The organism is Cyclobacterium sp. 10D3-21 (assembly GCF_055809755.1).
This window is the reverse complement of the sequence record NZ_CM147924.1, coordinates 3384544-3409516: the sequence shown is the minus strand read 5'-3', so window position 1 is coordinate 3409516 and position 24973 is coordinate 3384544. Positions and strand designations below refer to the sequence as shown.

At 37.7% G+C, this 24973-nt stretch carries 19 protein-coding genes; 2 read left to right on the top strand and 17 right to left on the bottom strand.

Annotated features, from left to right (window positions below; genetic code table 11):
- The first annotated feature begins 60 nt into the window (after positions 1-60).
- Positions 61-309 (top strand): hypothetical protein, encoded by a 249-nt coding sequence (locus AC0L7T_RS13565; RefSeq protein ID WP_473343198.1) that lies wholly within the window; start codon positions 61-63, stop codon positions 307-309.
- A gap of 46 nt (positions 310-355) precedes the next feature.
- Here AC0L7T_RS13565 and rplI read toward each other — a convergent pair whose 3' ends face one another.
- From rplI to apaG, 6 genes are all read right to left on the bottom strand, one after another.
- Positions 356-802 (bottom strand): 50S ribosomal protein L9, encoded by a 447-nt coding sequence (gene rplI / locus AC0L7T_RS13560; RefSeq protein ID WP_473343197.1) that lies wholly within the window; start codon positions 800-802, stop codon positions 356-358.
- A 38-nt stretch (positions 803-840) separates the two neighbouring features.
- Complete coding sequence (rpsR, locus tag AC0L7T_RS13555; RefSeq protein WP_020892096.1) at positions 841-1092, bottom strand: 30S ribosomal protein S18; 252 nt, start codon at positions 1090-1092, stop codon at positions 841-843.
- Positions 1089-1460: a 30S ribosomal protein S6 gene (gene rpsF, locus AC0L7T_RS13550; RefSeq protein ID WP_473343196.1), complete on the bottom strand. Its 372-nt coding sequence runs from the start codon at positions 1458-1460 to the stop codon at positions 1089-1091. Before rpsF ends, rpsR begins: the two co-directional genes overlap by 4 nt.
- A gap of 79 nt (positions 1461-1539) precedes the next feature.
- On the bottom strand, positions 1540-2463 hold the full coding sequence (locus AC0L7T_RS13545) for a hypothetical protein (protein ID WP_473343195.1): 924 nt from the start codon (positions 2461-2463) through the stop codon (positions 1540-1542).
- Positions 2464-2683: 220 nt separating this feature from the next.
- Positions 2684-3457 (bottom strand): O-methyltransferase, encoded by a 774-nt coding sequence (locus tag AC0L7T_RS13540; RefSeq protein ID WP_473343194.1) that lies wholly within the window; start codon positions 3455-3457, stop codon positions 2684-2686.
- Between the two features lie 9 nt (positions 3458-3466).
- Complete coding sequence (gene apaG, locus AC0L7T_RS13535; protein WP_473343193.1) at positions 3467-3853, bottom strand: Co2+/Mg2+ efflux protein ApaG; 387 nt, start codon at positions 3851-3853, stop codon at positions 3467-3469.
- Positions 3854-3925: 72 nt separating this feature from the next.
- Between apaG and ung the strand changes: the two genes are divergently transcribed.
- Positions 3926-4588, top strand: coding sequence for a uracil-DNA glycosylase (gene ung, locus AC0L7T_RS13530; RefSeq protein WP_473343192.1), 663 nt, complete (start codon positions 3926-3928; stop codon positions 4586-4588).
- A 202-nt stretch (positions 4589-4790) separates the two neighbouring features.
- Here the strand turns inward: ung and lepB are convergent, their stop codons facing one another.
- The 11 genes from lepB to AC0L7T_RS13475 form a co-directional block, all read right to left on the bottom strand.
- Complete coding sequence (lepB, locus tag AC0L7T_RS13525; protein ID WP_473343191.1) at positions 4791-5867, bottom strand: signal peptidase I; 1077 nt, start codon at positions 5865-5867, stop codon at positions 4791-4793.
- Positions 5868-5877: 10 nt separating this feature from the next.
- Positions 5878-6603: a 4-hydroxy-tetrahydrodipicolinate reductase gene (dapB, locus tag AC0L7T_RS13520; protein ID WP_473343190.1), complete on the bottom strand. Its 726-nt coding sequence runs from the start codon at positions 6601-6603 to the stop codon at positions 5878-5880.
- Position 6604: 1 nt separating this feature from the next.
- A complete protein-coding gene (locus AC0L7T_RS13515; RefSeq protein WP_473343189.1) occupies positions 6605-7207 on the bottom strand; it encodes a DUF5683 domain-containing protein in 603 nt (200 codons plus the stop codon).
- A 5-nt stretch (positions 7208-7212) separates the two neighbouring features.
- Positions 7213-8136: a ParB/RepB/Spo0J family partition protein gene (locus AC0L7T_RS13510; RefSeq protein ID WP_473343188.1), complete on the bottom strand. Its 924-nt coding sequence runs from the start codon at positions 8134-8136 to the stop codon at positions 7213-7215.
- Positions 8137-8149: 13 nt separating this feature from the next.
- Positions 8150-8929 (bottom strand): ParA family protein, encoded by a 780-nt coding sequence (locus tag AC0L7T_RS13505; protein ID WP_473343187.1) that lies wholly within the window; start codon positions 8927-8929, stop codon positions 8150-8152.
- 6 nt (positions 8930-8935) lie between these two features.
- The gene (locus AC0L7T_RS13500) at positions 8936-9619 is read right to left on the bottom strand and encodes a metal-dependent hydrolase (RefSeq protein ID WP_473343186.1); all 684 of its coding nucleotides are present in this window, start codon (positions 9617-9619) and stop codon (positions 8936-8938) included.
- 554 nt (positions 9620-10173) lie between these two features.
- On the bottom strand, positions 10174-11997 hold the full coding sequence (gene yidC / locus AC0L7T_RS13495; RefSeq protein WP_473343185.1) for a membrane protein insertase YidC: 1824 nt from the start codon (positions 11995-11997) through the stop codon (positions 10174-10176).
- Positions 11998-12048: 51 nt separating this feature from the next.
- Entirely contained in the window at positions 12049-13668 is a 1620-nt protein-coding gene (locus AC0L7T_RS13490) for a CTP synthase (RefSeq protein WP_473343184.1), read from the bottom strand.
- 192 nt (positions 13669-13860) lie between these two features.
- Positions 13861-14697 carry a fumarylacetoacetate hydrolase family protein gene (locus AC0L7T_RS13485; protein WP_473343183.1) on the bottom strand — a complete coding sequence of 279 codons (837 nt, stop codon included), beginning with the start codon at positions 14695-14697 and terminating at the stop codon, positions 13861-13863.
- A gap of 189 nt (positions 14698-14886) precedes the next feature.
- The gene (locus AC0L7T_RS13480) at positions 14887-19776 is read right to left on the bottom strand and encodes a malectin domain-containing carbohydrate-binding protein (RefSeq protein WP_473343182.1); all 4890 of its coding nucleotides are present in this window, start codon (positions 19774-19776) and stop codon (positions 14887-14889) included.
- 669 nt (positions 19777-20445) lie between these two features.
- Positions 20446-24900, bottom strand: coding sequence for a T9SS type A sorting domain-containing protein (locus AC0L7T_RS13475; protein ID WP_473343181.1), 4455 nt, complete (start codon positions 24898-24900; stop codon positions 20446-20448).
- Between the last annotated feature and the right edge of the window lie 73 nt (positions 24901-24973).

Sequence of the window (24973 nt, the reverse complement as noted above, 5' to 3'; positions counted from 1 at the left end):
ATTTAATAATTATTAATAATATTGTTACATTATTTACTTTAACCATAAATGAAATAAAAAATGGAATCAATTTTATTAGAAAAATCAGTAGAAAATACTATTGACAAGTTAAGCAAATTAAAGATCGATGAAGGTTTAACCGCCGAGCTAAAATGGTGTTTGGGAAGTTATCGATTTGACAACAACCCTGAAGGTTTGAAAATGAAATCTAAGATAGCTTTGGACTTATTGAAGGAAGCCAAAGAAAAAAGTAGCCGCTCAGTCTCTAAAAAGTTAATCACGGATTTGGAAAAAGCCATTGTAAACTAAAAAAGCCAGGATAAACCTGGCTTTTTTTTATTAAATACAATATCAATTATTTTTCAGCGACAACTTCGAACTTAACGCTTGTTTTCACTTCTCTGTGCAAATCGATTTCTGCTTCATATTCTCCTGAAGTAGATACTGGCTGGTTGATAGAGATTTTTTTACGATCAATGTCAATGCTTCTTTCAGCCAATGCATCAGAAAGTTGCAAAGTAGTAACTTTTCCAAAAATCTTTCCGGAATCGCCTATCTTAGCTTTAATCTGTAAAGTAATGCTTTCCAATTTCAAAGCTACAGCTTCCGCTTCAGTCTTGATTTTTTCTGCTTTATGAGCCGCTTGTTTAATATTTTCTTGCAAAACCTTCTTATTAGAAGAGGTAGCAAGCAAAGCGAAGCCCTGAGGGATCAGATAATTACGTCCATAACCAGGTTTAACAGCTACCAAGTCATTTTTATATCCAAGTCCTTTTATATCCGTTTTTAAGATAACTTCCATTTTGTAATAAATTTTTTAGGTGAAGGATTATAGATAGTCTATTTCAAGCCATCTGCTACGTAAGGCAATAATGCCAAATGTCTGGCTTTTTTAATGGCCTGAGCAACCTTTCTCTGAAATTTTGCAGAGTTACCTGTCAATCTTCTAGGAAGAATCTTACCTTGTTCATTCACAAACTTAAGCAAAAAGACAGGATCTTTGTAATCAATATACTTGATGCCTAGCTTTTTGAATCTACAGTATTTTTTCCTGTTTTGCTCTCTGTTGATCGGTTCGTTTTTTAACGTCATTTTGCTGGCTCCTCCTTAGCTTCTGTTTTTTTATTGAATTCACCTTTTCTCCTTCTATCTGCGTAGATCAAGGAATGCTTGTCCATAACAGTGGTAAGAAATCTCAATACAGTTTCATCTCTTCTGAAATTGATCTCATACTTTTTAATCGCAGCTGGATCCAGTTTGTATTCGACCATTACGTAAAACCCTGTAGTTTTCTTTTGGATTGGATATGCCAATTTTTTTAGGCCCCAATTCTCAACGTTAACTACATCTGCTCCCAATTCTTTTAACAAGCCTACATACTTGTCAACGGTATCCTTCATCTGAACTTCAGACAAAACGGGAGTAAGGATGAATACCGTCTCATAATTTTTTTGGAACATTCTTTTTAATTTTTGTTTAGTATTTTAAAACAGTCTGCAAAATTAAGAGAAATGTGCCAATAATCAAAAAAATGCGGTGTTATTTTATTTCAAATGTGCTTCTACCTATCTCCGCACCATCCGAAAAAATCTTTACGGAATAAATTCCCTTTTCATAGTCGGAACCTTTTTCGTAAAAATAGGTCAGTTGCTGTTGGGAATTATTAAAAACAAAATCCTGCTTGGAGGTATAAAAATACTCTTTACCATCCAATTCAAATGTACCTGAACCTTTTGCGATGTCAAAAATTACTTGTTCGTTGGGCGATAGCACCTGAACATACACATCTCTTAAACCAGCTTCAGCAATTTTATTGTCTGCGATATTAAATGAAACTTTTAATCTTGATAGCTGTCTGTTTCGAAACTCAGCTTCCCGCTCCCTCCCACGGGAATTTACTGCGGCAACGACTATATTTTCAGCTTTTAACCGAGAAGCCAGATTGACTTTCTTTTCTAAGTCACCCGTTTTAATATTAAGTTTAACTACCTCTTCTTCTATTTCAGATTTGGTCGTTTTTAACTCTTTGTTTTCAGAGAACAATTGAACGTTTTGGGCTTTTAAACGAACTATATCCGCATCTTTCTCTTCCAATAAGGTCAAATAACTGTCAATTTGAGCATTTAGCTTGGCGATATCCTTTGCAGATCTATTTTTATCTAGTTTTCTTTCTTTAATTAATTGTTCCTTTACGATTACCAGCGCCTCTATATCCCCGCCAAGGCTTTCTATTTCCTTAATTCTTACCTCTAACTCAGTAGTCATTGAATCCAGTCTGGTATTTAGTTGGCTGTTTTCTTCTGATAAAAGAAAAATTTCCTCACTTTTTCTAGATTTCTCACGGTGATCATTTAAAAGTCTCCACCCACTAAGAAATACTAAAATCACCAAAACGATAATTAGAATATTTTTACCCTTATCAACATTAATACTGCTTTTATCAATCTTTTCCCCTTGGCTCATATTAATAAAGACACTTTACAATTTTATTTTTCGTTCTGTCAGGACATTTATTTAGTACCAACATCAACCTGATATTTATAACAATTATCAGACCAAATTCTCAATCAGTTTTCAGATAAAATTTTCTAATAAAAACAAATTTAATAAATACCAACGCATCTCACAATCTTGGAGGGTAATATCTAACAGCCTATCTTCTATTTAATCCTTATCAAACAACTTAGATCTCAAGAATATAATCATTTCTGTTATCCTGATCATTAAAGAACAACACCCCACATTCAAAAAAATCAATGCTATTTGTAACCGGAGACAAGTATTTAATCTCATCCCAGGCTTTTCGCATTTCCTTTGACCAATGGATGTCAGCGATTACCAAAATGCTTTCTTTGTGTAGTTTGGGAGCAATTAGCCTAAAATAATCTATGGTGGGTTGGTACCTATGATTGGCATCCATTAAAGCAAAATCAAGGCTTTCAATGTCTTCAAGCCAATTGATTAAGGTCTCATCCAGATTACCAGGTACCCTATTAACATTGTTCAGCTTACTTAAATGGCTACTTGCCAAAAGCTCTAAAGCGGGGTCTCCTTCGAAAGTATACAAGTTCCCATTCGTTACCGCTGCAAGGTAGGCAGTATTTATACCCAGAGAAGTCCCCAAATCCAAAACTGTATTGGCTGGTGTAAGCTTACAAAGGTATTGGTACAACAGTGAAAATTTGACTGGGGTAGTTGCTCTTTTTGCAATGGAAGCCACTTTCTGCTGCTTACCATTACTCCAACGGGAACCTGCTCCATAATCCGTCCTGTTTATTCGTTCTTGGGAGACTAAAAACTTATTTCTTTGTTTTTCTATGCCCCTATTACCTTTTCTATTATGCCTTAAATATGACTTTAAGTTTTGGTAAAATTTAAAAAAATGGGGTGAATGGATACTGTGCTGGTCCTCTTTTAGTAAAAAGTAAAGAAAGTATTCCCAGAAATGGAATAGCATTGGGATTTTTCAGTTATTGAAAATATTGGCAATAAGTTGGAATTCGGGTATGGTTACAGTTAGTAATTTACCATCATTTAGCTTTTCGACATAGAATTCCCCCTTCATTTTACCCATACCTGACCTAATGGTACATCCTGATAAATAGGTATGGGAATTCCCTGGTTCCAATACTGGTTGCTGACCAACTACTCCCTCCCCTTCCACTAATTTTAGCGTTTCAGCAGCATCATGTATTTCCCACTTTCTTCTTAACAATTGAATGGTAAAGGGATTGCGGTTTTCTATGGTTACTTTATAGGTAAACACAAAATGATGCAAATTAGGATTTGAAAACTCCTTCTGATAGATTGCTTCAACACTAATCTTTATACCTTCTGTAGTAGCAGTTGCCATTTTGTTTTTTTAGTACAAAACTTATCCATAATTTGAATTATTATCTCAAATATACCAATAGAAAACTTATTAATGAACGTCAAATTAGAAAATAGTTGGAAACAATTGTTGGAGGATGAATTTTCAAAGCCCTACTTTGATTCGTTGGCCAATTTTGTAAGAGCTGAGTATAAGTCAAAAACAATCTATCCAAAAGCGGATGCGATATTCAAGGCTTTTGACTTGTGTCCAGTAGAAAATGTGAAAGTGGTTATTTTGGGTCAGGATCCTTACCACGGACCAGACCAAGCTCATGGATTGGCATTTTCCGTAAAAGAAGGTGTTCCATTCCCTCCTTCGTTGCTCAATATCTTTAAAGAATTAAAAAGTGACCTAGGACTACCTTTTCCACCTCACGGGAATCTAGAAAGGTGGGCAGAACAAGGTGTATTATTGCTAAATGCAACCCTTACCGTGGAAGCTCACAAAGCCGGAAGTCATCAGAAAAAAGGCTGGGAAACCTTCACCAGTGCAGTAATAGAGAAACTTGCTTCCCACAAATCAAATCTTGTTTTTTTACTTTGGGGAGCGTATGCCCAGAAGAAGGCTGGAGAAATAAATTCGGATAACCACTTAAAGTTGCAAGCGTCACATCCGAGCCCGCTCTCTGCCTATAGAGGGTTTTTAGGGTGCAAACATTTTAGCCAAACCAATGCTTATTTAGAAGCCCATGGGATGGCTCCCATAAAGTGGTAAATGAATGGGTGCTAGCACACAGTACTATTGCAAATCTGGAAAGCTATAAATTGGCCCAGAATGTTGAAAACACTTAAACCCAGATTATTGCATAATCTGGGTTTAAGTGTTACTTACCTTTTGTCTTTAAAGGCTGATATACTTTCTAAATCACCAAAATCTTTTTAAAAGCGAAAAATCAGGTGATTATTTACGCTAATTATTAATCGATGGATTTAAAGAACCTATTCCACCTAATCTTATTAAACATTGATTTGTGTTTTTCTAAGGACAGCCATAAGAACCAAGCTTTACCTACGACGTGATCTTCAGGTACAAAACCCCAAAATCTTGAATCAAGGGAGTCGTGTCTATTGTCCCCCATCATGAAATAATAGTTCTGTTTGAAGGTATAGGTTTCCTGTTCCACACCATCAATAAACAACTTGTTTTCCTTTACCGTAACACTTTCATGCCCTTCAAATTTTTCAATTGTAAAGGAATACCGCCGAACATTATCTTCATCGAGCGTAATCGTTTGACCTTCAGCAGGTACTTGAAGTGGTCCGAAATTATCTTTGTTCCACTTATAGAAGGCTCCATCAGGGAAAATATTAGCATCACCCTGTCCCGGTTTGCTAATTCGTTTTTGAATAGATGAAATGGCAGGAGATTTTTTCAATTCTTTGACCATTTCATCAGTTGCAAAGATAAAGTACCCGGAATTATCCGAAAAAGAATAATAGCTGTCCTGGTTGATGCCATACCGATCAAAAAACTCCTCGTTCAATGGTCTATTGACAATGACATCATATGAATACTGCATTTCCGCAGGGTTATCAGCTGCATTGCCATTCACATACACTTGCCCTTCTTTTATCTCCAAAACATCTCCGGAAATAGCAATTGCACGCTTTATATAATTTGTTTTTAAATCAACTGGATATTGAAATTCTTCCGGGAAATTAAAAACCACTACATCGTTTCTTTTAATGGAAGTGAATCCAGGCAACCTATAATAAGGCAATTGGATCGCTTCAGAATAGGATTTCAATTCCGTACCCCAAATTTTCTGGTGCGTTAAAGGAACCTGAAGGATGGTTTTTGGAACTCTGGTTCCGTAATGCATTTTACTAACAAAAAGAAAATCACCTACCAAAAGGGATTTTTCCATAGAAGCAGTCGGAATCGTGAATGGCTCCAATAATAGCCATCTTATCAAACTTGCTGCAATGACTGCAAAAAGCAAAGCATCTATCCACTCTCTTGAGGCTGATTTTTTATTTTTCTCTTGATTCATTTTTGTTTAGTTAAAAGTCCAAAAAATCATTCATTGATAAAACTCCTTTTTTACCAGGTAACCATTCAGCGACCAAAACAGCTCCCAGGGCAAATCCCTTTCTATTATGAGCAGTATGGTTAATGGTGATGTCATCAATTTCAGATTTATAGGACACAATATGTGTCCCTGGAGCAGGGTCTATTCGTTTAGAGGTAATCGGTAAAGTTCCTTCCTTAGGTTGGTCCTCATCATTTTGTAACTCCCATTTGGAGTATCTTTGGTTATTGTTTATCAGTCCCTCTGCAAGGGTTATGGCCGTACCACTGGGAGCATCTTTTTTTTCTGTGTGGTGTATTTCTTCAAGTGTTGCTTTATAGGCTTCTTGATCATTCATTAATTTGGCCAGAAAAGCATTTACTTTAAAAAAAATATTTACACCAATACTAAAATTAGAAGTGTAAAAAAGCGATCCATTTCTTTGCTGGCAAAGGTTAGTTACTCCCTCTTTATCTTCCATCCATCCGGTGGTGCCTACGACTACGGGCACATCATGTTGCATACACCAGGTGATGTTTCCTACTGCGGAACCAGGCTGACTGAATTCAATGGCTACATCTATTTCATTTGTGTCCAGTTGGTCCAGGTCGGCTACATTTTCAATATTGATTTTAGCCACTATTTGATGGCCTCTATCTTCTGCCACCTGGGAAATAATTTTTCCCATTTTCCCATATCCTAATATCAGAATATTCATATTAAAATTTAATTTTTAATGAAAGCCCTATTGCATTGTTATTGGCCAGTAAAGGCTCCATACTGGGCTCAAGTTTAAAGGTAAGGTCATCACTCACATCAAATCCCGAGAGGTGTGCATCTACAAATGCATCTACAGCCCCCAAGGCATAAATGGCTCCAAAAACCATATACATCGCATCCCTGTTTCTTCTCCAATAATTGACATTTCTTATAATTCCGTCTTCATTTAAATTGGGGAAAGGATTGGTTTCTGTTCCTTCTCGCACAATATCAAGTGCTATGATAAACTCTTTGTACCTTCTGTTGTTAAAATTCAAAAAATACACCGCAGCCGAGACACCACTGTAAAGTAAAGGTAATTTCCAGACTTTTTCATTATATACCTGCCCTGCTCCGGGAAACATTAAGGCCAAATAGAGTGCTTTTTTAGGATTTTTAACATTTGTAGGCGCTTCATTTCCCACAGAGTCGGTAAGAGAGTCATTGGAATCTTGTTCTTGAGCAAGAGTGGAGTGTGCCAAAAAAAGACATAACAGTCCTAAAACAGCACGCATGAGTTTTGTTTGGATATTAATATTGTCTGCCATAGAGAATTCAGGCATTTCACTTAGATCAATTCAAGAATTTCAAGAATCCTATTAAGGTCACTGGTAGAGTGAAAAGGAATTTTAATCTCTCCTTTGTCCTTTTTATCTGATTTTAACGAAACTTTGGTACCAAAATGAGAAGCCAATTTTTGTTGAAGCTTATTGATCTCATATTTCTTTACAGGATCCAGGCTTTCCGTTTCTTTAGCATCCTTCTTGGGAACACCATCGTTGAGCTCTTTTACAAGTGCTTCTACTTTCCTTACACTTAATTCCTCCTCTATGGTTTTCTTAAAGATGGCAAGTTGCTTGTCTACATCTTCAATATTGATCAAAGCCCTGGCATGACCCATGCTAATTTTCTGATCTCTAATGCCAGCTTGAATATCTGGAGGTAATTTTAATAGGCGAAGATAATTGTTGACAGTGGTTCGATTCTTTCCTACTCTGTCGCCAAGTTGCTCCTGCTTAAGGTCACATTCTGCCAAAAGTCTTTGGTAGGAATGCGCAATTTCTAAAGCGTTAAGGTTTTCTCTTTGAATATTTTCGATCAGGGCCATTTCCAGCATTTGCTGATCATTGGCAGTTCGAACATAGGCTGGAATCATTTCCAAACCTGCAATCTTAGATGCCTGGAATCTCCTTTCGCCAGAGATAAGCTGGTATTCATTCTCAGCCAGTCTTCTCACTGTAATTGGCTGAATAATCCCTTGAATTTTTATAGATTCGGCCAGCTCTTCTAAGGCTGTTTTATCAAAATGCGTTCTTGGTTGGTATGGATTTACTTGAACATCTGTTAAAGAGATCTCAAAAATCCCAGCAACTGGATATTTGTCATCTGAAGAGTCTACATTTTTTTCTTTTTGAGGAGAATCCTTCAATAAGGCCCCCAATCCTTTTCCCAAAGCGCCTCGCTTTTTACTATTTGTTTTATTGACAGTCATTGTTCTTTTTTATTCAAATTTCTTTAGCCAATCCGTTTTTAGCAGCAATTTCACTGGCCAAATTCAAGTAAGCGACAGCTCCTTTTCCAGTTGCGTCAAAAGCAACAACAGGCATACCAAAACTTGGTGACTCACTCAACTTCACATTTCTAGGAATGATTGTATCAAAAGTCATGTCTTTGAAATGCATACGCACCTCTTCTACTACTTGATTGGATAGTCTTAATCTAACGTCATACATTGTCAATAGTATGCCTTCTATCTCAAGTTCTTGATTCAATCTAGTTTGGATAATCTTTATAGTGTTTAATAACTTTCCCAAACCTTCCAATGCGAAGTATTCACATTGAACAGGAATCACCACCGAATTAGCAGCGGTGAGGGCATTGATGGTTATCAAACCAAGAGATGGAGAACAATCAATGATTATGAAATCATAGCGATCCCTTATTTCCTGGATAACACCTCTCATCTTCTCCTCTCTGTTCTCCAAATTAACCATTTCTACTTCAGCACCTACAAGGTCTATATGTGAAGGGACCAAGTCCAAATTATCAATTTCAGTTGATATAATGATCTCATTGATATCATTTTCATTGACCATACATTCGTAAATACTTATTTCTATTTCCTTAGGATCAAAGCCCAGGCCAGATGTGGTATTGGCTTGGGGATCGGCATCGATCACCAAGGTTTTGTACTCCAATACAGCTAAACTGGCGGCAAGGTTCATAGCAGTAGTGGTTTTTCCTACTCCTCCTTTTTGGTTGGCTATTGCGATTATTTTTCCCATTGTTTTTTAAAGCGAAATACTTTCCCCTATGTTTAGCAAAATCAATTCTTTCCCACTTTTCGCTGCTTCACTTTTTGCTGCTTTTTTATTTATTTTAATTGATGCAAATGTATCAAAATGCATCCCTATAATTTTATCTGTTCCCACAAAATCGGCAGCTATCAATGCATCTGTAATGCCCATGGTAAAGTTATCCCCAATTGGTAAAATTGCAAAATCAATGTCAAATGATTCTCCAATTAATTTCATGTCATAACTTAAGCCTGTATCCCCTGCATAATAAAAGGTGCCCTTATTGGAAGATACAACATATCCTCCCGGATTTCCTCCATAAGAACCATCGGGAAGAGAGCTGCTATGAGCTGCATATACATATTTGATGCTAGCAAAATCAAAAACCTTTGTCCCTCCATGATTCATTCCTAAAACCTTCTCAATCCCTCTTTTTTGAAACCAAGTGACGATCTCAAAATTCGAGATCAAGGTTGCGTCGTTATTATTTATGATCCTTTCCACGTCAAATACATGGTCCTCGTGTCCATGACTGACCAAAACAAAGTCAGTAGTGATTTTATCAATATCTATGTCAGAGGCATGTAAATTGGGTGAAATAAAAGGATCGAATAGGAGAGATTTGGCTTCAATTCCCACCAAGAAAGTCGAATGACCAAAATACGTCAGTTCAATCATAGATTATTTTGAATTTCGATTTTTCATGCGATTACAAATATATCATTTTAATCCGAACTATGGCCAGCAACCCTGCCCGTTCCGGTAGTTAAAAAAACAAGTCCTTTGAAATCTTCACTTTTAGGTCAAATTATTTTTTAGCTACAGCCATTTTAACTGGCTTTTTAGGCTTGAACCGAAATATATACCCGACCTACTATTAGCTGATGAAATCACTTCAAGATTATCCAATCTTAGCTTTTTTCGACTGAACCATTGGGAGGTAGGTTTCACTCTCCAGATGAATATATTTTCTTATACTTCAAAAAAAGGGCATTAAACCCTTTCACTAAATCCGGGTCCAACAGCAAAAATCAAGAATGAAAACCATCAGATTAAACAATAAACATCCTTTTGGCGGTATTGTTGGTCTTCCTTTACATCAAGGTTCACGAAATGCCACTCCCTGTTTGTTGATAAATATTAATTTTCACGTGCATTATAATCAGCTTAAAAAGACACAAAAAAAAGGCATGGAAATTTCCATACCTTTTTATTATCGTTAGAAAGGCAATTTATTTGTCTTTGCCTTTTCTTTTCTTGGTTTCACTTTTGCTGCTTTCGGAGGCCTTCATGGCTTGTTCAATCTTCATTTGAAATTTAGATTTTTTCTTATTTGCATTTTTAAGTTTGCTTTCTTCAACCTTCGCTCTGATCTTATCATCATCTACAAACTGTTTGATCAAATACTGCTGACCGAAAGTCACCATATTGGATACGAAATAATAAAAACTTAATGCTGCAGGGAATGAATTTAAAACAAACATAAATACTACAGGCATCACATAGCCAATGTTTTTCATTGGGCCCTGAGCAGTTGTCAATTGATTATTGAAATGCGTATAGGCTATTTGAGATACCGTCATCAGTAAGGTGAATAAACTTACATGTGACCCATAAAATGGTATGGTGAAGGGAAGGTTTGCAATAGAATCATAAGTGGACAGATCATGTGCCCATAAAAATGATTCCTGCCTCAATTCAATGGAATTAGGGAAGAAAAAGAACATTGCCAACAAAAATGGCATTTGAAGCACCATAGGCAAACATCCTGAAATAGGACTCACCCCAAGCTGACTGAAAAGTTTCATCTGCTCTTGTTGCATTTTGGTTTGGTCTTCACCGTACTTTTCTTTCAACTCATCTATTTCCGGCTTAATCACTCTCATCTTCGCCATACCAATGTATGACTTGTAGGTCAATGGCAATAAGAACAATTTGATGATGAAGACAATCAATATTATTATTATCCCATAATTATCAAAGAAATTTTCCAGCCAATGGAATAAATTTACGATGATGTACTTATTGACCCAGCTTACAAAGATATACCCCATGTCCACATTCTTGTCGAACTCAGGGGTTACTTTTTTAAGTATTTTATAATTATTAGGTCCAAAGTAATAACTTACTTCACCAGTTATAGGAAGAAATAATGTCGCAAACATGTTCTTCACATAGGAAGAATCCAAAGGAGTTTCTTGTGCTAGATTGCCACTATTAAACTGATCCTTGGCTATAATTCCAGTTGTGAAAAAACGCTGTTTGAATGCTATCCACTTTAGCGGTTCTCCTATTTGCTCTGCATCATCACCATCTCCTGTAGACAAGTAATCATAGGTTTCATCCGCAGTATAGAAATTCATATAGGTTTTCCTTCTGGATTCACCCATATCCTGTTCCAGCTTCTTAAGTTCACTATTCCAGTTGATCGTCAAAACATCATCACTAATCAGGCTTTCCAGGCTAGAACCTTCAATCTTGTGGGAAAGTTGGTAACCTGTCTGTGGCAATTGATACTTTCTGACGATACTACCCGTTCCAGCATTTGCCGTGAAAGTTACAGTACTTACCTGTACCCCATCAATAAGCTCACTAGATTCATTCGCTACGAAGAAAAGGTCATTTAAACTTAAATCTCCTTGTTTTGAATTAATTTTATAATCTAATTTCCCAGCTTTGCTATCAAATAATATTAATGGCTCCTGATCGAATGTTTTGAATCCTTTGATTTCTACTTTTTGGATTTCTCCACCCTTATTAGACAATGTAATTATTACATTTTCATTCTCTAATACAGTAGCTTGTTCCTGACCCCTTACAAGGTTAGAAAAATCACCATACTTTTGCTTTTCAGCTACACTACTCAGACTATCAGTGATTGCATTTTCAACTTGCTCAAATTCCTGATCTGCATCGACCGATTTAGATTGTACCTGAGTACTTTCATTCGTTGTTTGAGGTTCGATAATTGGTTGGGGATCACTCGCAAAAAAGAGCGAATAAACCAAAATTACCGCTGCGAAAAGAATTAGTCCTGTCGCTTGATTTCTATCCATAATTCAATCGGTTGTTTAATACAGGCTTTTACCTGTCACTAAATAATTATTTTACGATTTATTTTTATTATCACTTACAGCTTTGATAAACCTCACAAACAATGGATGAGGATTCAAAACAGTACTTTTATATTCAGGGTGGAATTGTGAACCAATAAACCAAGGGTGATCTTTCAACTCTATGATTTCCACCAATCCCTTATCTGGATTCGTCCCAGTAGCCATCATTCCATTTTCTTCAAAAACCTTAAGGTATTTATTGTTAAATTCGTACCTGTGCCTATGTCTTTCTGAGATTTTTGATTTACCATAAGCGGTGAATGCTTTAGATCCCTTTTTCAACTCACAAGGATAGGCTCCAAGACGCATCGTACCCCCCATTTGTAGTACACCTTTTTGCTCTTCCATAAGGAAGATAACCGGATCTTTACATTCTGGATCTATTTCAGTAGAAGAGGCATCTTTCAAATTCAGGACATTTCTTGCAAACTCAATGACAGCAACTTGCATCCCCAGGCAAATGCCAAAGTAGGGAATTAAATTCTCTCTGGCATACTTGGTAGCAATTAGTTTACCATCCAAGCCTCTTACTCCAAAACCAGGAGCAACGAGAACACCATCCATAAACTCAAGCTTCTTAGCAATATTCCCTTCGTTTAACTCTTCAGAAGAGACCAAGTGTAGGTTTACCTTGCATTCTAATGAGGTACCTGCATGTATAAAGGATTCGATAATGGATTTATACGCATCGGGTAGAGAAACATATTTCCCTATCAGCGCTATATCCACCTCCATTGTTGGATTCTTGAGCTTGCCCAGAAACTCTTTCCAATGCTCAAGCTCCGTATTGGTTTTGGAAGTGATTTTCAGCTTGGTCATCACCCGTTCATCAAGCCGCTCCTTCTTCATCAGCAAAGGAACATCATAGATTGAATCTGCATCCATTGCTTCTATCACACAATTCAATTGAACGTTGCAAAATTGAGCAATTTTCTTTTTTACATCTACAGGTAAATGATGTTCTGTTCTACATACCAGAATGTCTGGCTGCACCCCTGCTTCTAACAGTTGTTTTACAGAATGTTGGGTAGGCTTGGTCTTTAATTCTTTTGCTGCTGAGAGGTAAGGTATCAATGTTAAGTGAATAACTAAAAAATTATTGGGGCCTAAGTCCCACCTCACTTGTCTTACTGCCTCTACGAAAGGCAATGATTCAATGTCTCCTACACATCCGCCAATCTCAGTAATAATTACATCATACTTGCCCTCACTTCCTAGTTTATAAAAATTGCTTTTGATCTCATCAGTGATGTGAGGAATTACTTGAACTGTCTTACCGAGATATTCTCCATTCCTCTCTTTGGTAATAACGTTGTTATAAATCCTCCCCGTTGTAACATTGTTACCCTGAGACGTTGCTGTATTTAAGAACCTTTCGTAATGGCCTAGATCAAGATCCGTTTCTGCACCATCTTCGGTGACATAGCATTCCCCATGTTCATAAGGGTTCAACGTTCCCGGATCAATGTTCAGGTAAGGGTCAAATTTTTGGATGGTAACCGAAATACCTCTTGATTGAAGAAGCTTAGCAAGTGATGCAGCTATAATTCCTTTTCCAAGTGAGGAGGTAACTCCTCCGGTAATAAAGATATGTTTTGTGGACGCAGCCATAAGAACGGTTATATGAAATTTTGTTTATATTCTTATGGGATTCAAAATTAGGTAAAATAATTGACTTGAAGGCCTAGAATTGAGTTAATATTTTGATTTGAGAATCTATTTAGATGGAGGTTAGGATTAACTTGCCCACTAGCAAAGCTTTAGCTTCACTCCTTCAAATAAACAGTAAGTATCATTTTTTTTTTATTCTACAGCGTTTATTAAAGTGCCAATTCCGCTAATTTGGATCTTTACCACATCTTTAGAGGCTAAGGTAAAATCACTGCCCGGAACAATACCTGTCCCCGTCATCAAAAAAGAACCTTCTGGAAAGCTATATTCTGCATATAAATAGGAGATCAATTCATTAAAATCTCTTTTGATCTGATCTATCGTAACGGTATCACTAAAAATCAAATTGCTTTCTCTGATCACCTCCAATTTTATCTCAGTATCCTTTGGCAAGGGCTTGTCTGTAATGAAAACACAGGGTCCTAAAGCAGTGCTTCCATTGTACACTTTTGCTTGAGGAAGATACAAAGGATTTTCACCTTCAATGCTCCTAGAGCTCATGTCATTTCCTATGGTATAGCCTAAGATTTTCCCAGAAGAACTTACCAACAGGGTAAGTTCTGGCTCGGGTACATCCCATGAAGAGTCCTGCCTGATTCTAACTTTTTGCAAATGGCCCATTACCCGAGGCCCGGTTGATTTCATGAATAATTCAGGACGCGCTGCATTGTATACCTTTTCATAAAAAGTTCCTCCCCCGCTGTCCTTGGATTCTTCCTGTCTGCCTAATTTACTCTTAAAATAAGTTACTCCACTTGCCCATACTTCCTGGGTACCAACCGGAGCCAACAACTCTTCATTGATCCAATGATGGGCTTCCTCAGATGGGTTGGAAGACTGAACAATCTCTTCCAGCTTACTGTACAAGTTATCGTCATTTATAAACAAGTCCCAATTTTCATCGGGCCGGGCATACAATTGATTACTTGTTTCAATAACAATTCCTTTTTTAGTTCTGTAGATTTTCATAATAAACAAACTTAAAATATGTGAAGTAAAAAAGCGAATTAAATTTGATTAAAGCTCGTTTTCACAATGGCAAAAATAGTTAAAAAACCAGTTAATGTTAAATAATGGAATACTTTTGTTTAATTTGAAGCTAAACATAAAAAAGGCTCCTTGAAATTATTCAAGGAGCCTTTTTATTGAATTGTTATGTTAAGGATTAACGATTAGTCTTTGTTTGTTGATGATGGTTTGTTCGTTGCTTACACTTACCAGGTAAACTCCTTGAGAAAGGTTGTCAAGTGGAATGTTGAACTGGTTGTTAGTCGTTTGAATACCACTCAGATCGAAATGGCTTACCAACTGACCGTTCATGTTGTGGATAAGGACTCTTCCCTGACCAATTTCAGCATTAAGCTCCAAAGTAGCCCTTTCCTTAGCAGGGTTAGGGAAGATACGGATCTTGTCTTCAGCATCCACTGTTTCAGTGTATACATCCATTTCTTTGTATCCCCTTACGTACATTTCTTTGTATCCTCTTTTCAAAGAATTTTGAAATGTTCCTAAATTCGCTGCAATGGTTCCACCTTTTGCATCACTTCCTACAATGGCAATACCTGAAATACTTGCGTTGTTAACTGAGGCTGACAATTCAAGGCTTAATACCCCATCCGTTACCTCGATGTTTTCGAAAGACAATATTGCAGGTGCATTGTTGTTTTCTACAAAAAGGTCAAAGTTACTTTTTAACACTTCACCCTGTAGCGCGATGTCATAAACTCTTTTTCCTGCTTTGGCAGTACCTCCTGCATATCCAAACCAAAGCTCATTGTGCATGGTATATACTGTGTACGTTCCATTGGGTACCGGGATAGTGTATGTTAGATTTTCTCCTCCTCTTTCTGTTTGGAAAAGTGCATCTTCAGCTGTTTTACTGTTTTCATATCTTTTGGTTCCGTCGTTGTAATAGGCTTCAGAAGTAGACTCGTCCAGGTAAGTGATGCCGTTTAGTGTAGCATCTGATTTTCCACCAGCATTTAAAAAGTAAAGGTGTTCCGAACCAGGTTTTTGAGGAGTGTCTTTTCTTTCCTGAATGATAGTAATACCCGAAATAGAAGCATTGTTTACACTTGCGATCAATTGAAGGTTTAAAACTCCATCTACTACTTGAATGTCTTCGAAAGTAAGGATGGTCTGTTGGTTGTTGCTGTGGGTATAGATATCAAAATTGTCCATTACCACATTGTCTTCCAATAAGATGTCGAATACCCTTCTGCCTTTTCTGGCAGATGAACCGCCTTTACCAAAGTACAACTCATTGTGGTAGGTTTTTACGGTATACGTTCCGTTTTCCACAGGCACCATGAAACTCAATAAAGAAGAGTACCTTTCTGACTGGAAGATTTTATCGTCACTGGCTTTGGTATTGACAGAAGTCTTGGCGTTTGGAGAATTGATGTACTCAGTTCCTGAAACGAAGACATTGTCATTAAAAGTAACCTCGTCCTCGTAACTGGTATTGAGGTACATGACAGGATCTGTGTTGGATGCATTGCTTTCGGAAATAATAGCCAATCCACTGATGCTGGCACGGTTTATAGAAGCATTCATTCCCAGGTCAAGCTTTCCATCTACCACCTCAACTTCACTGAAAGTCAGTGTAAGGGGTTGGTTGTCATTTTCAACAAACATGTCCAGGTTTTCTTTGACTAGTTGGCCTTCAAGAAGGATGTCAAAAACTCTTCTTCCTTTTCTGGCAGAAGGACCATCCTGTCCGAAGTACAATTCTTTATGGAAAGTTTTAACAGTATAGGTTCCGTTGGGAACAGGAATTTCAAACACAAATGCATCACCGCTTCTTTCGGTCTGGAACAAAGGCTCCTGAGATTTTGTATTGGAATAGGTGTAAGTCTTTCCTGAAACATTAGCGGTTACTGCCTGCTCTCCTTCAAATTCAATTCCACCATAGGTGATTTCTTTTTGAGTACCCAGGTTTACAAATAGGCTGAATGTTTCTCCTGATTGATCATAAGTGATTTCAGGTACTTCCTCTTTTGTAGCCACAGTAACTACCACTTCATCAGACAATCCTTTACCGCCATCATTGTCAACCACCTGCAAAGCAAGGGTGAAAACTCCTTCTTGAGTAGACGTCCAGGAAAATTCGTAAGGAGATTTAGTGCTAGAAGCTGCAGTACTTCCATTTACTAAAAGGTTAACCTTGGCAATGTCCCCATCCAGATCAATTGCAGAACCTTTTACCTTTACACTTTCCGAAGTGTTGATATCCGTGTTCTCAAGAGGCTGAGTAAGCGTAATGACTGGCAATATATTTTGTTTTTTGACCTCAATGGCAACACTATCGGAGAAAACCGTTCTGCCGTAAATGTCTACCGCTTCAGCATAAATATAGTGAGATCCGTAAGGGATATTCTCCCAGGTAGAAGACAGTGGACTCTCTTCTTCTGTAGTGATCAGTGTTTCACAAAAATAGTAATTGACCTTAGCTACTTCTAATTCTCTGCCTGCAGATACATTCAAGGTAATAGGAAGGTCATCCCCCTCAATCATTCCAGATCCGTACTCTGGGATAATCACTCTCACTTCTTCTATTTCAGCTGGTTGTGCAGCTACTTTTGAGGTTTTGATTAAAATCACAGAGCGGAAAGGAGCAATTTTTATACTTCCTGAATAACTTTTATTGTCCATATCGACAAACTCACCGGACAAGCTGATTGTTTTTTCATCACTTCCCTCGTTGTAGGCAAAAAGTATTTTTTCGTCAGGATCAGCTAATTTTAGATCCGCCTCGTGTACGTTAAGGTTGTCCATTTGGAAATCAGCAGCGCTTACATTTTCAAACTTGAACATTAGCACGGTTTTTTCAGAAGTTTCTGCTGGGCTTAATAAGATTTCGTACTCATTTCGCTCAGTGGAATACTCTATGGTGTTGACAGCACTTACAGTTCTCCATGGAGAATAGGTTTCTCTCAAATAAGCTTTTCCGGCAAAGGCCTTGTTGCCAATACCACTAAATCGAATCAGGTAATCAGTACCCTTAACTACTTTGCCGATACTTACATTCATTTCAAAGGTACCGGATCCGGTTACGCGTAAAGCGCCACCATCTAGTTTAGACTTGCTCGACCAGCTGGTCTTTCCATTTTTTACTGTAACGTAATCGGCATTTTTATCAAATCCTTCGTTGTTGTATTTGTTATCGCCTATTACTCCATTCACCTCATAAGCAGCAACGTCAATAGGGTGAATTTTTGACCCTGAATCCTTGCCATAAAGTTTTTTCCAGCCATCAAGATCCAATACCTGTGTAACTTCAGAACTGGTTCCCATGTTGTATTTACTGATAATCCTGTAATTGTCAGTCAATGGACTGGCATACACGTTGTCTTTAAAGGAAGCCATCTGGCTCAGGTCATTTTTGATAGAGCTTAGGTTTAAGTTATTCTGCTCTCTATTTTGGGAGAAAAACAGGTTGTTTTCGATGACATTGCTGCGAATATCAGCACCCATATCGTCATTTCTGAAAAACAATTGGTAAGCACTGTTATAAACCGTGTTGTGGTGAATGTGGTTTTGACGTGCATTGTGCAGGTAGATTCCTTTGCTCGAGATATTGGCAATGGTATTGTAGGCAATTTCAACACCTGAAGTGTTGTCATCCAGGTAGATTCCCTCAGACTGTGGTTTAGCTAAAGCAGACCGGATATTTGTTCCTTCTACTACTCCATGACCATTCAGGATAATGTTTCCTATTACTTTTCTGTTGTAATAAGTCTCGTTGCTGTTGCCAGTATAAACGTAGATTCCACCGCCGTCATTTTTTGTTTTGTTAAAGTGGTTGATAAAATTATTTTTCACCAGGCTATTGTTTCCGCCAAAGCGAATTCCTACATAACCAACGTTGATGATTTTATTGCCTTCAATGGTATTGTTGTCATTAGGAGAAGTGATGCCAAATCCATTTCCATCACCTGATTTCCCCATTCCTGGGAACAAAAGAATATTGTTGATCTCGTTGTTGCGAATAATGGCATCGTCACAAGACTTCAATTCAATACCTGAATTGTGAATATCGACCAATTCGTTTCCTTCCAAACGCAACTGTTGATTTCCTTCTCCGAAGATGCCATTTTCACCAACCAATTCTATTTTAGTGTTTTTGATGGTTACATTCTTTCCTGTGGAAAGTTGAATGGCATTGATATTGGCTCCTTTAAAGTGAAGGTTTTCGATTACTACATTGTCCACCCTTTTCACTTGGGTTAGTAAGATGTCTAGGGCAGCTACTTGTATGGAATGGTTTTTAGGAGACTCATTTCCAAAGAAGATATTAAGTTTAGAATTGTTGGTGTCATAATACCACTCTCCTAGTTGGTCCAGGGTTCCGATATGGTTTTGGATAAAATAACCGAACTCATTTTTAGGTTGGTAGCTTGTCTCGCTGTTAGTGGCATACTTGATGGTATTGCCAGAGTGAGCGGTTATTTTGTGACGATCAAGAATCCAATAGACTTTTCTAGCAACCACTTCAGCACCGGTCCAGTTTGGCCATGAGCTTAGCTCCTTGTCAGTAATAGCATTCCATGAACTGGACTCATAAGTAAGGTACCCTTTGTCACTGCTGTCTGAATTGGGGTATCTGCCCATTTCGGCGTTCTTCTCATTAAAGCTAACCATGTTAATGGCTTTGGCCTTTAATTGAGAGTGACCCGCTTCATATATCCCATTGCCTATAGACTTCCAACTGGTAAGGTCTACAAAACCGCTGACAACTGGTTTCTCGCCACTGCCATAAGCCCCTATTGTGATTGGGTTATTGGTGGTGCCTGAATTATTCATTACTATAGTGCCGTAAAAGGTTTCTCCCCTTCTCAACAATATTTTGTCTCCCGGATTTAAGGAAGCAAAAATGGCATTCAGTTTTTCGATTGATTTCCAAGGAGTCTCAGCATTTTGTGCCTGCGAAAAGCTTCTTGAATCATCTCCCTTTTCTTTGGAAAAATGATAACTAGCAGCATGTCCCTGAATAACTGAGAAGGTTAATACAATAAGAAAGGAAATTGAGAAAAGTAACGCTTTCATGACACTAAAAATTAAAGTTTATATTAATTCGGTTTTTTATATCCACCTTATACTTCAGGTGTTTGTTAATTTTGTCCTACTATTTTTGATTTATGAAGTCTTAAAACGGTATTTCAATTAAAAGAATCTTGTTTTTTGATTTTCATATATATCAAAATGAAATTCTAAATATGAATCTCATTTCAATAATAAACAGTATAAAGTTCTTAAAAACAAACTTTTCATTTGTATAGGAAGTTGGAGACGGGAGGAGAATATTGAATAATTTCAATAGGTGAAGAGAATAGTGCTTTTGGAATTCTGAAATTTGTTGGTGATCTAAAAAATGGAAGAGAAAATTTTTTTAAATTATTTTCAAGAAAACGCTGCACTTGAAGGGTTTACCCACTGAGATTTGAATGTGGGATGGAGACGAACTAGAGGTACAAAAGGTTAAAAAAGTGGATATATTGAAAAAATACTTCTTTAAATGGTTATTAGTTGCAGGAAGTTTAAGCTTATTTAAATCTGGAACAGTAAGATTCTGTAAAATTCTAACAAAGTCCATCCATGGTATGATTCGTCCATTCTTAAGAAAATACAGTACAAGTAATGGAATCTATTAAACAAGACAAAAAAAGCTCCGAACATCTGTCCGGAGCTTTTAAAATTACTATTTGAATAATTCTTTTAATAGATAAATACCTTCTTAGAAATCACCCTGTCTCCATCAGTAACATGTATCAGGTACAATCCTGAACCATAACTTCCAAAGTTAAAGTCTGAGGTATTGGCCATCTGCCCACCGTGGATCAATTGACCATTGCCTTTATAGATCATCACCATGGCATCTTCCTTAAGGGAGGATGGGTATCGGATGTTGACTACGTTTTGAGAGGGTTGTGGATAAAGGGTAAGGTCCTCTTCCTGTCCACCCTCATTGGCACCAACTTCAGCAGCATTGGCCTCAAGCTGATTTAGGAACTCATTGCCAATCCTTAAATTGTCTCCCTCATCAAAGCCCGCTCTGAAGTTAACCGTTAGGCTTTCTCCCATCATATTGTCGCTATTGTATGGAGTAACCATCAATTTATAATTTCCTTCCTGAAGATACTTGCCAACATAATCACCTGCAGGTAAATCCCCGAAGATCGCATAAGGGGCTTTTCTTTCCGTCCAATTGTAATTTTTGGCTCCAGAGAGTTGGAAAGTCATGGCCGCAATATCTTCTCCTTTTGCATCCGCCCTAATATTCAACTTGACATCTTTGTATTGATTCAGGTCGATGTAGGCACCCTCCATTAAGGTCATGATGTCCATGTCAGTATCCGCATTTACCAAAGTGAGCTTATCCACTTTAATGTTATGAATCACTTCAAAATTAACAGTTACAGTTGCTCCACCGATACCTCTTTCGGAACTTAATGTGAATGGGAAAGCAGTTGCAGACATTGTGTAGTTTCCTTCAGGAAGGTTCTTTCCACTATAGTCTCCATTATTATCTCCAAACAATGTAAATGGCATTTCTTTCTCAAATCTGGAGAGGCTCACAGGACCTTCAATCATCAGGCCTAGTCCACCTTGCTGATCGTTAGGAACGTTTGCTCTAATGTTAAACTTTGCATCACCGAATTTGGATAGGTCTATTAAATCACCATCCTTTATTATTCGAATATCAGTATCATCTGTTGCATTGACCAACGTGAAGCTATCAATGGTTCCTTCAAACATTACTTCAAAGTTTACCGAGGATTTTAATCCCTGATTTCCAGAAAGATCCTTCATTTCATAAGGTGTGGCACTTAACATATACCTACCAGGCAATATAATTTCCCCTTTATAATTGCCATTGCTGTCACCATATAATGCATAGGGCATAACATTCTCTGTAGTACTACGCATATCGAGAGCACAGGTTGGACATAAAGTCAATGCTTCCATTTCCAATTTCACACTTCCTACTTTCTCAGGATCAGTAATAACCATCAGATTGACCATTTTGTCTTTCACTGTGGAATATGGGATTTGATCCCCATCCATAATTTCAGCGATCAATGTGTTTGTTCCCGCATCAACCAACCAAAAGCTTTCAACTCCCAAGGCATCGCTTTCTGTTACTACTTTAATATTCGCTTTAGCTGGTTCTCCACCTTCATAAGTAGCGGTCACTATCAAATCGCCCATTTTATCTGGTGTACCACAGAATTCTACTCTACCATTTTCATCAGTGATCCCTTTATCGTAGAACGAGCCATTTACATCAAAAGAAACTTCTACACCGACCAAAGGCATTCCAAATTGATCTAAAATAGTGGCTGCCAAACAAATTTCCTCGCCTACCACAACCTCGACTTCGTTGTCCACAAAAGTGATGATGGTAGGAACAGGCGTATTGTCTACTACAGTTATGCTAGCGGTTACCGAGTTTTCGGAAGTATAGTAGAAACTGTATTCAAAGTCACCTTCAGTATCAGGTGTAAAACAGTAATTAAGCATACCATTCTCATTGGTCATCATAGCCCCTGAAGCAACTCCATTTAAGGTGACAAACACCTCAATAGCTTCAACAGGATTATCGAACTGATCCAGCACCCCAACTTCCAAGCAGGTCTCCACTCCTATGGAAACAACTTCCTCTGTAGGGTTTACTGAAATGGTTGTGGCAATTATTTCAACCTGAATAACCTTAACAGAGCCATTTACTGGAATTCCTCCAGAATAACTAACTAAGAACTCAAGATCTCCCAATGTTTGAGTGACCAGACAGTATTTTACTATTCCATCCTCATTGGTAATTAGGGTTGCTACAACATTTCCATCAACTTCAATTTCTACCTCAGTATTTGGCAATGGGTCTCCATTTTGATCCAAAACCAGAGATTCAAAGCAGGCTTCCGCTCCAAGTTGTACTTCAACAGGTAATCCAGAAATAGAAATTGAACTGGCAACAAGGTCTCCACCTCCGCCATCATTTCCACCACCTCCGGAATTAAGGACTTTAATGCTGCTAGAAGCTGGTGTTCCACCACCAACATAATTAACAACGAAAATGAGCAATTCTCCATCTTCCACTTCGGCGGCTTTGCAAAACTCAGCAACTCCGTTTTCATCCGTCATCTCTGAGCCTGCAGATTCTCCATTGATTTCCAGTTGTACTTCTACCCCTTCCATTACTTCTCCAAACTGATCTAGAACAGTAGCTGTAACGCAAATCTGCTGTCCTATATTAATCTCATTGGATTCCGAAGTAATAGTAATACTACTCGGTATTGATGCTGGAATAGCAACCAAAACCATTGCTTCAGTTTTATCTCCACCATCAAAATAACTACTGAATACCAGGTCTCCCCCTGCATCTGGAGTGAAACAATATTCAATTTTCCCATTTTCATCAGTAAAACCACTATACAATACATTACCCATGTACTCAATAAATAATTCTTCCCCTTCAATTGGATTACCGAACTGATCCAATACCTGACTGCTGAGACAAATTTCTTCTCCTAAAATCACTTCCTCAGGTAACGAAGAAAAGTGAACAATATCAGGCCTGGGTATTGCAGTTACTACGGTTGCTTCTGCCGTTGTACTGCCTACGGAGGCGATGACTCTATCTGTTCCTTCGTTGACTGCATCAAAGCAGAAATTGGCAATTCCTTGCTCATCAGTCACTGCAAAACCTATTTTTTCATTGGGTCCTTCAATTTCAAAATCTACCCGGACACCAAAAATGGGCTGGTCATCATCATCCGTCACAATAGAGTTAAAACAATAAGTTGTTCCTTGCTGTATTTCCTGCTCCAGATCCAGGTTGATACTCCGTACCTGCTCCACGCTCGCTAGTGCTTGTCCTCCGGGATACCCATAAGAATCATAGTTACCAAAACCATACATAAAAGCACCAAAGGCTAAGTTTCCCGATAAATTATGTGTCCCTTCACCCACTTCTACCTGAGCACCTGCAAAGGTAGAACCAGGGATATCAATGAAAATGGAAGGATCTAAAAAACTGCCATCCAATTCAATTTTGTCTTTTTGATCAACAGGTACGGCTAGATTTATATAGTGTTTATTGAATCCGGAGGCTGGTGTGCTGACCGTATACTGATTTTGAAATTGCTCAAATGGAGGAATCAACATCATAAAGGGATCGGAAATTACTTCGTCTGAATCTTGCCCCTTCGAAAATTGAGCAACTAAAATCGCCTGATCTGATTCAATTTTTGAATAAACATCACTTGGAATACTCAATTCTTTATAGCCTCCTCGATTTAGAACAAAATCCTCGTTGTATCCATCGGTTCCATCAATAGAAATATTGGTACCATCTTTTGTGGCCAAAATCCTGAAAATATCTCCTGCTTTTCTCGAGGCAAGAGGAACAGTTACAAAACTTTGCCCCAAGGAGGTTATTGGGGGAATTTGCTCAACCAAATGATCACATGCTCTAATATTCAGAGGAACATTGGCGCAAGTATGCCCACTAAATACAGCTATGGGATTATTAGAACTAATAATACTACCCGTTAGGTCTCCATTGTTTACTGCTGCTAACAGTTGATAAGTCTCTCCTTTTTGTAAGGTAATTTGAAATGGCACTCCAGCCTGTCTGCTACTGGTATTGCTCGAAGGAATTATATTTACCTCTGTATTGTCCATTGCTGCGACAATACCAAAAATTGAAGCGGCTGTGACATCTGGAATCAGCGTAGTATAAGACATCACTATGTATTCATTTCCTAAAATATCTACAGGCAATGCCAAAAAAGCATCAGTAGTTTGATCTTTTTGATTTAAACCATAAACCGTAATCTCTTCATCAGCCATTACATGAATACCTTTCATTTCATTACCATCTGCAAGAGTAGCTACAAATTGGCTGGGAATATTAACAGTTGTAATGGCGCCAGGTGTAACATCAAAATCAACAACCGTTAAATCTGGGAAAACTACTTGTCCATTTGTAGAATTATCCCCCGAAATAAACAAGTCCAGATTTATACCACTGATATCATAATTCCGGTTAAACATTAACCAAAATTCTTTCCCTTTATTATCGGGGATTTCGGTCTGAGAATATACCATGCCCAGGGGAAGCATGATCATCAGAAAAATAAAGATTAAAACATTGTAGGTTTGTCTCATAACATACATATTTATGGTTTATATATACATAAATATATATGTTATAAGTAGAATAACAAATTTAACTTTCTAG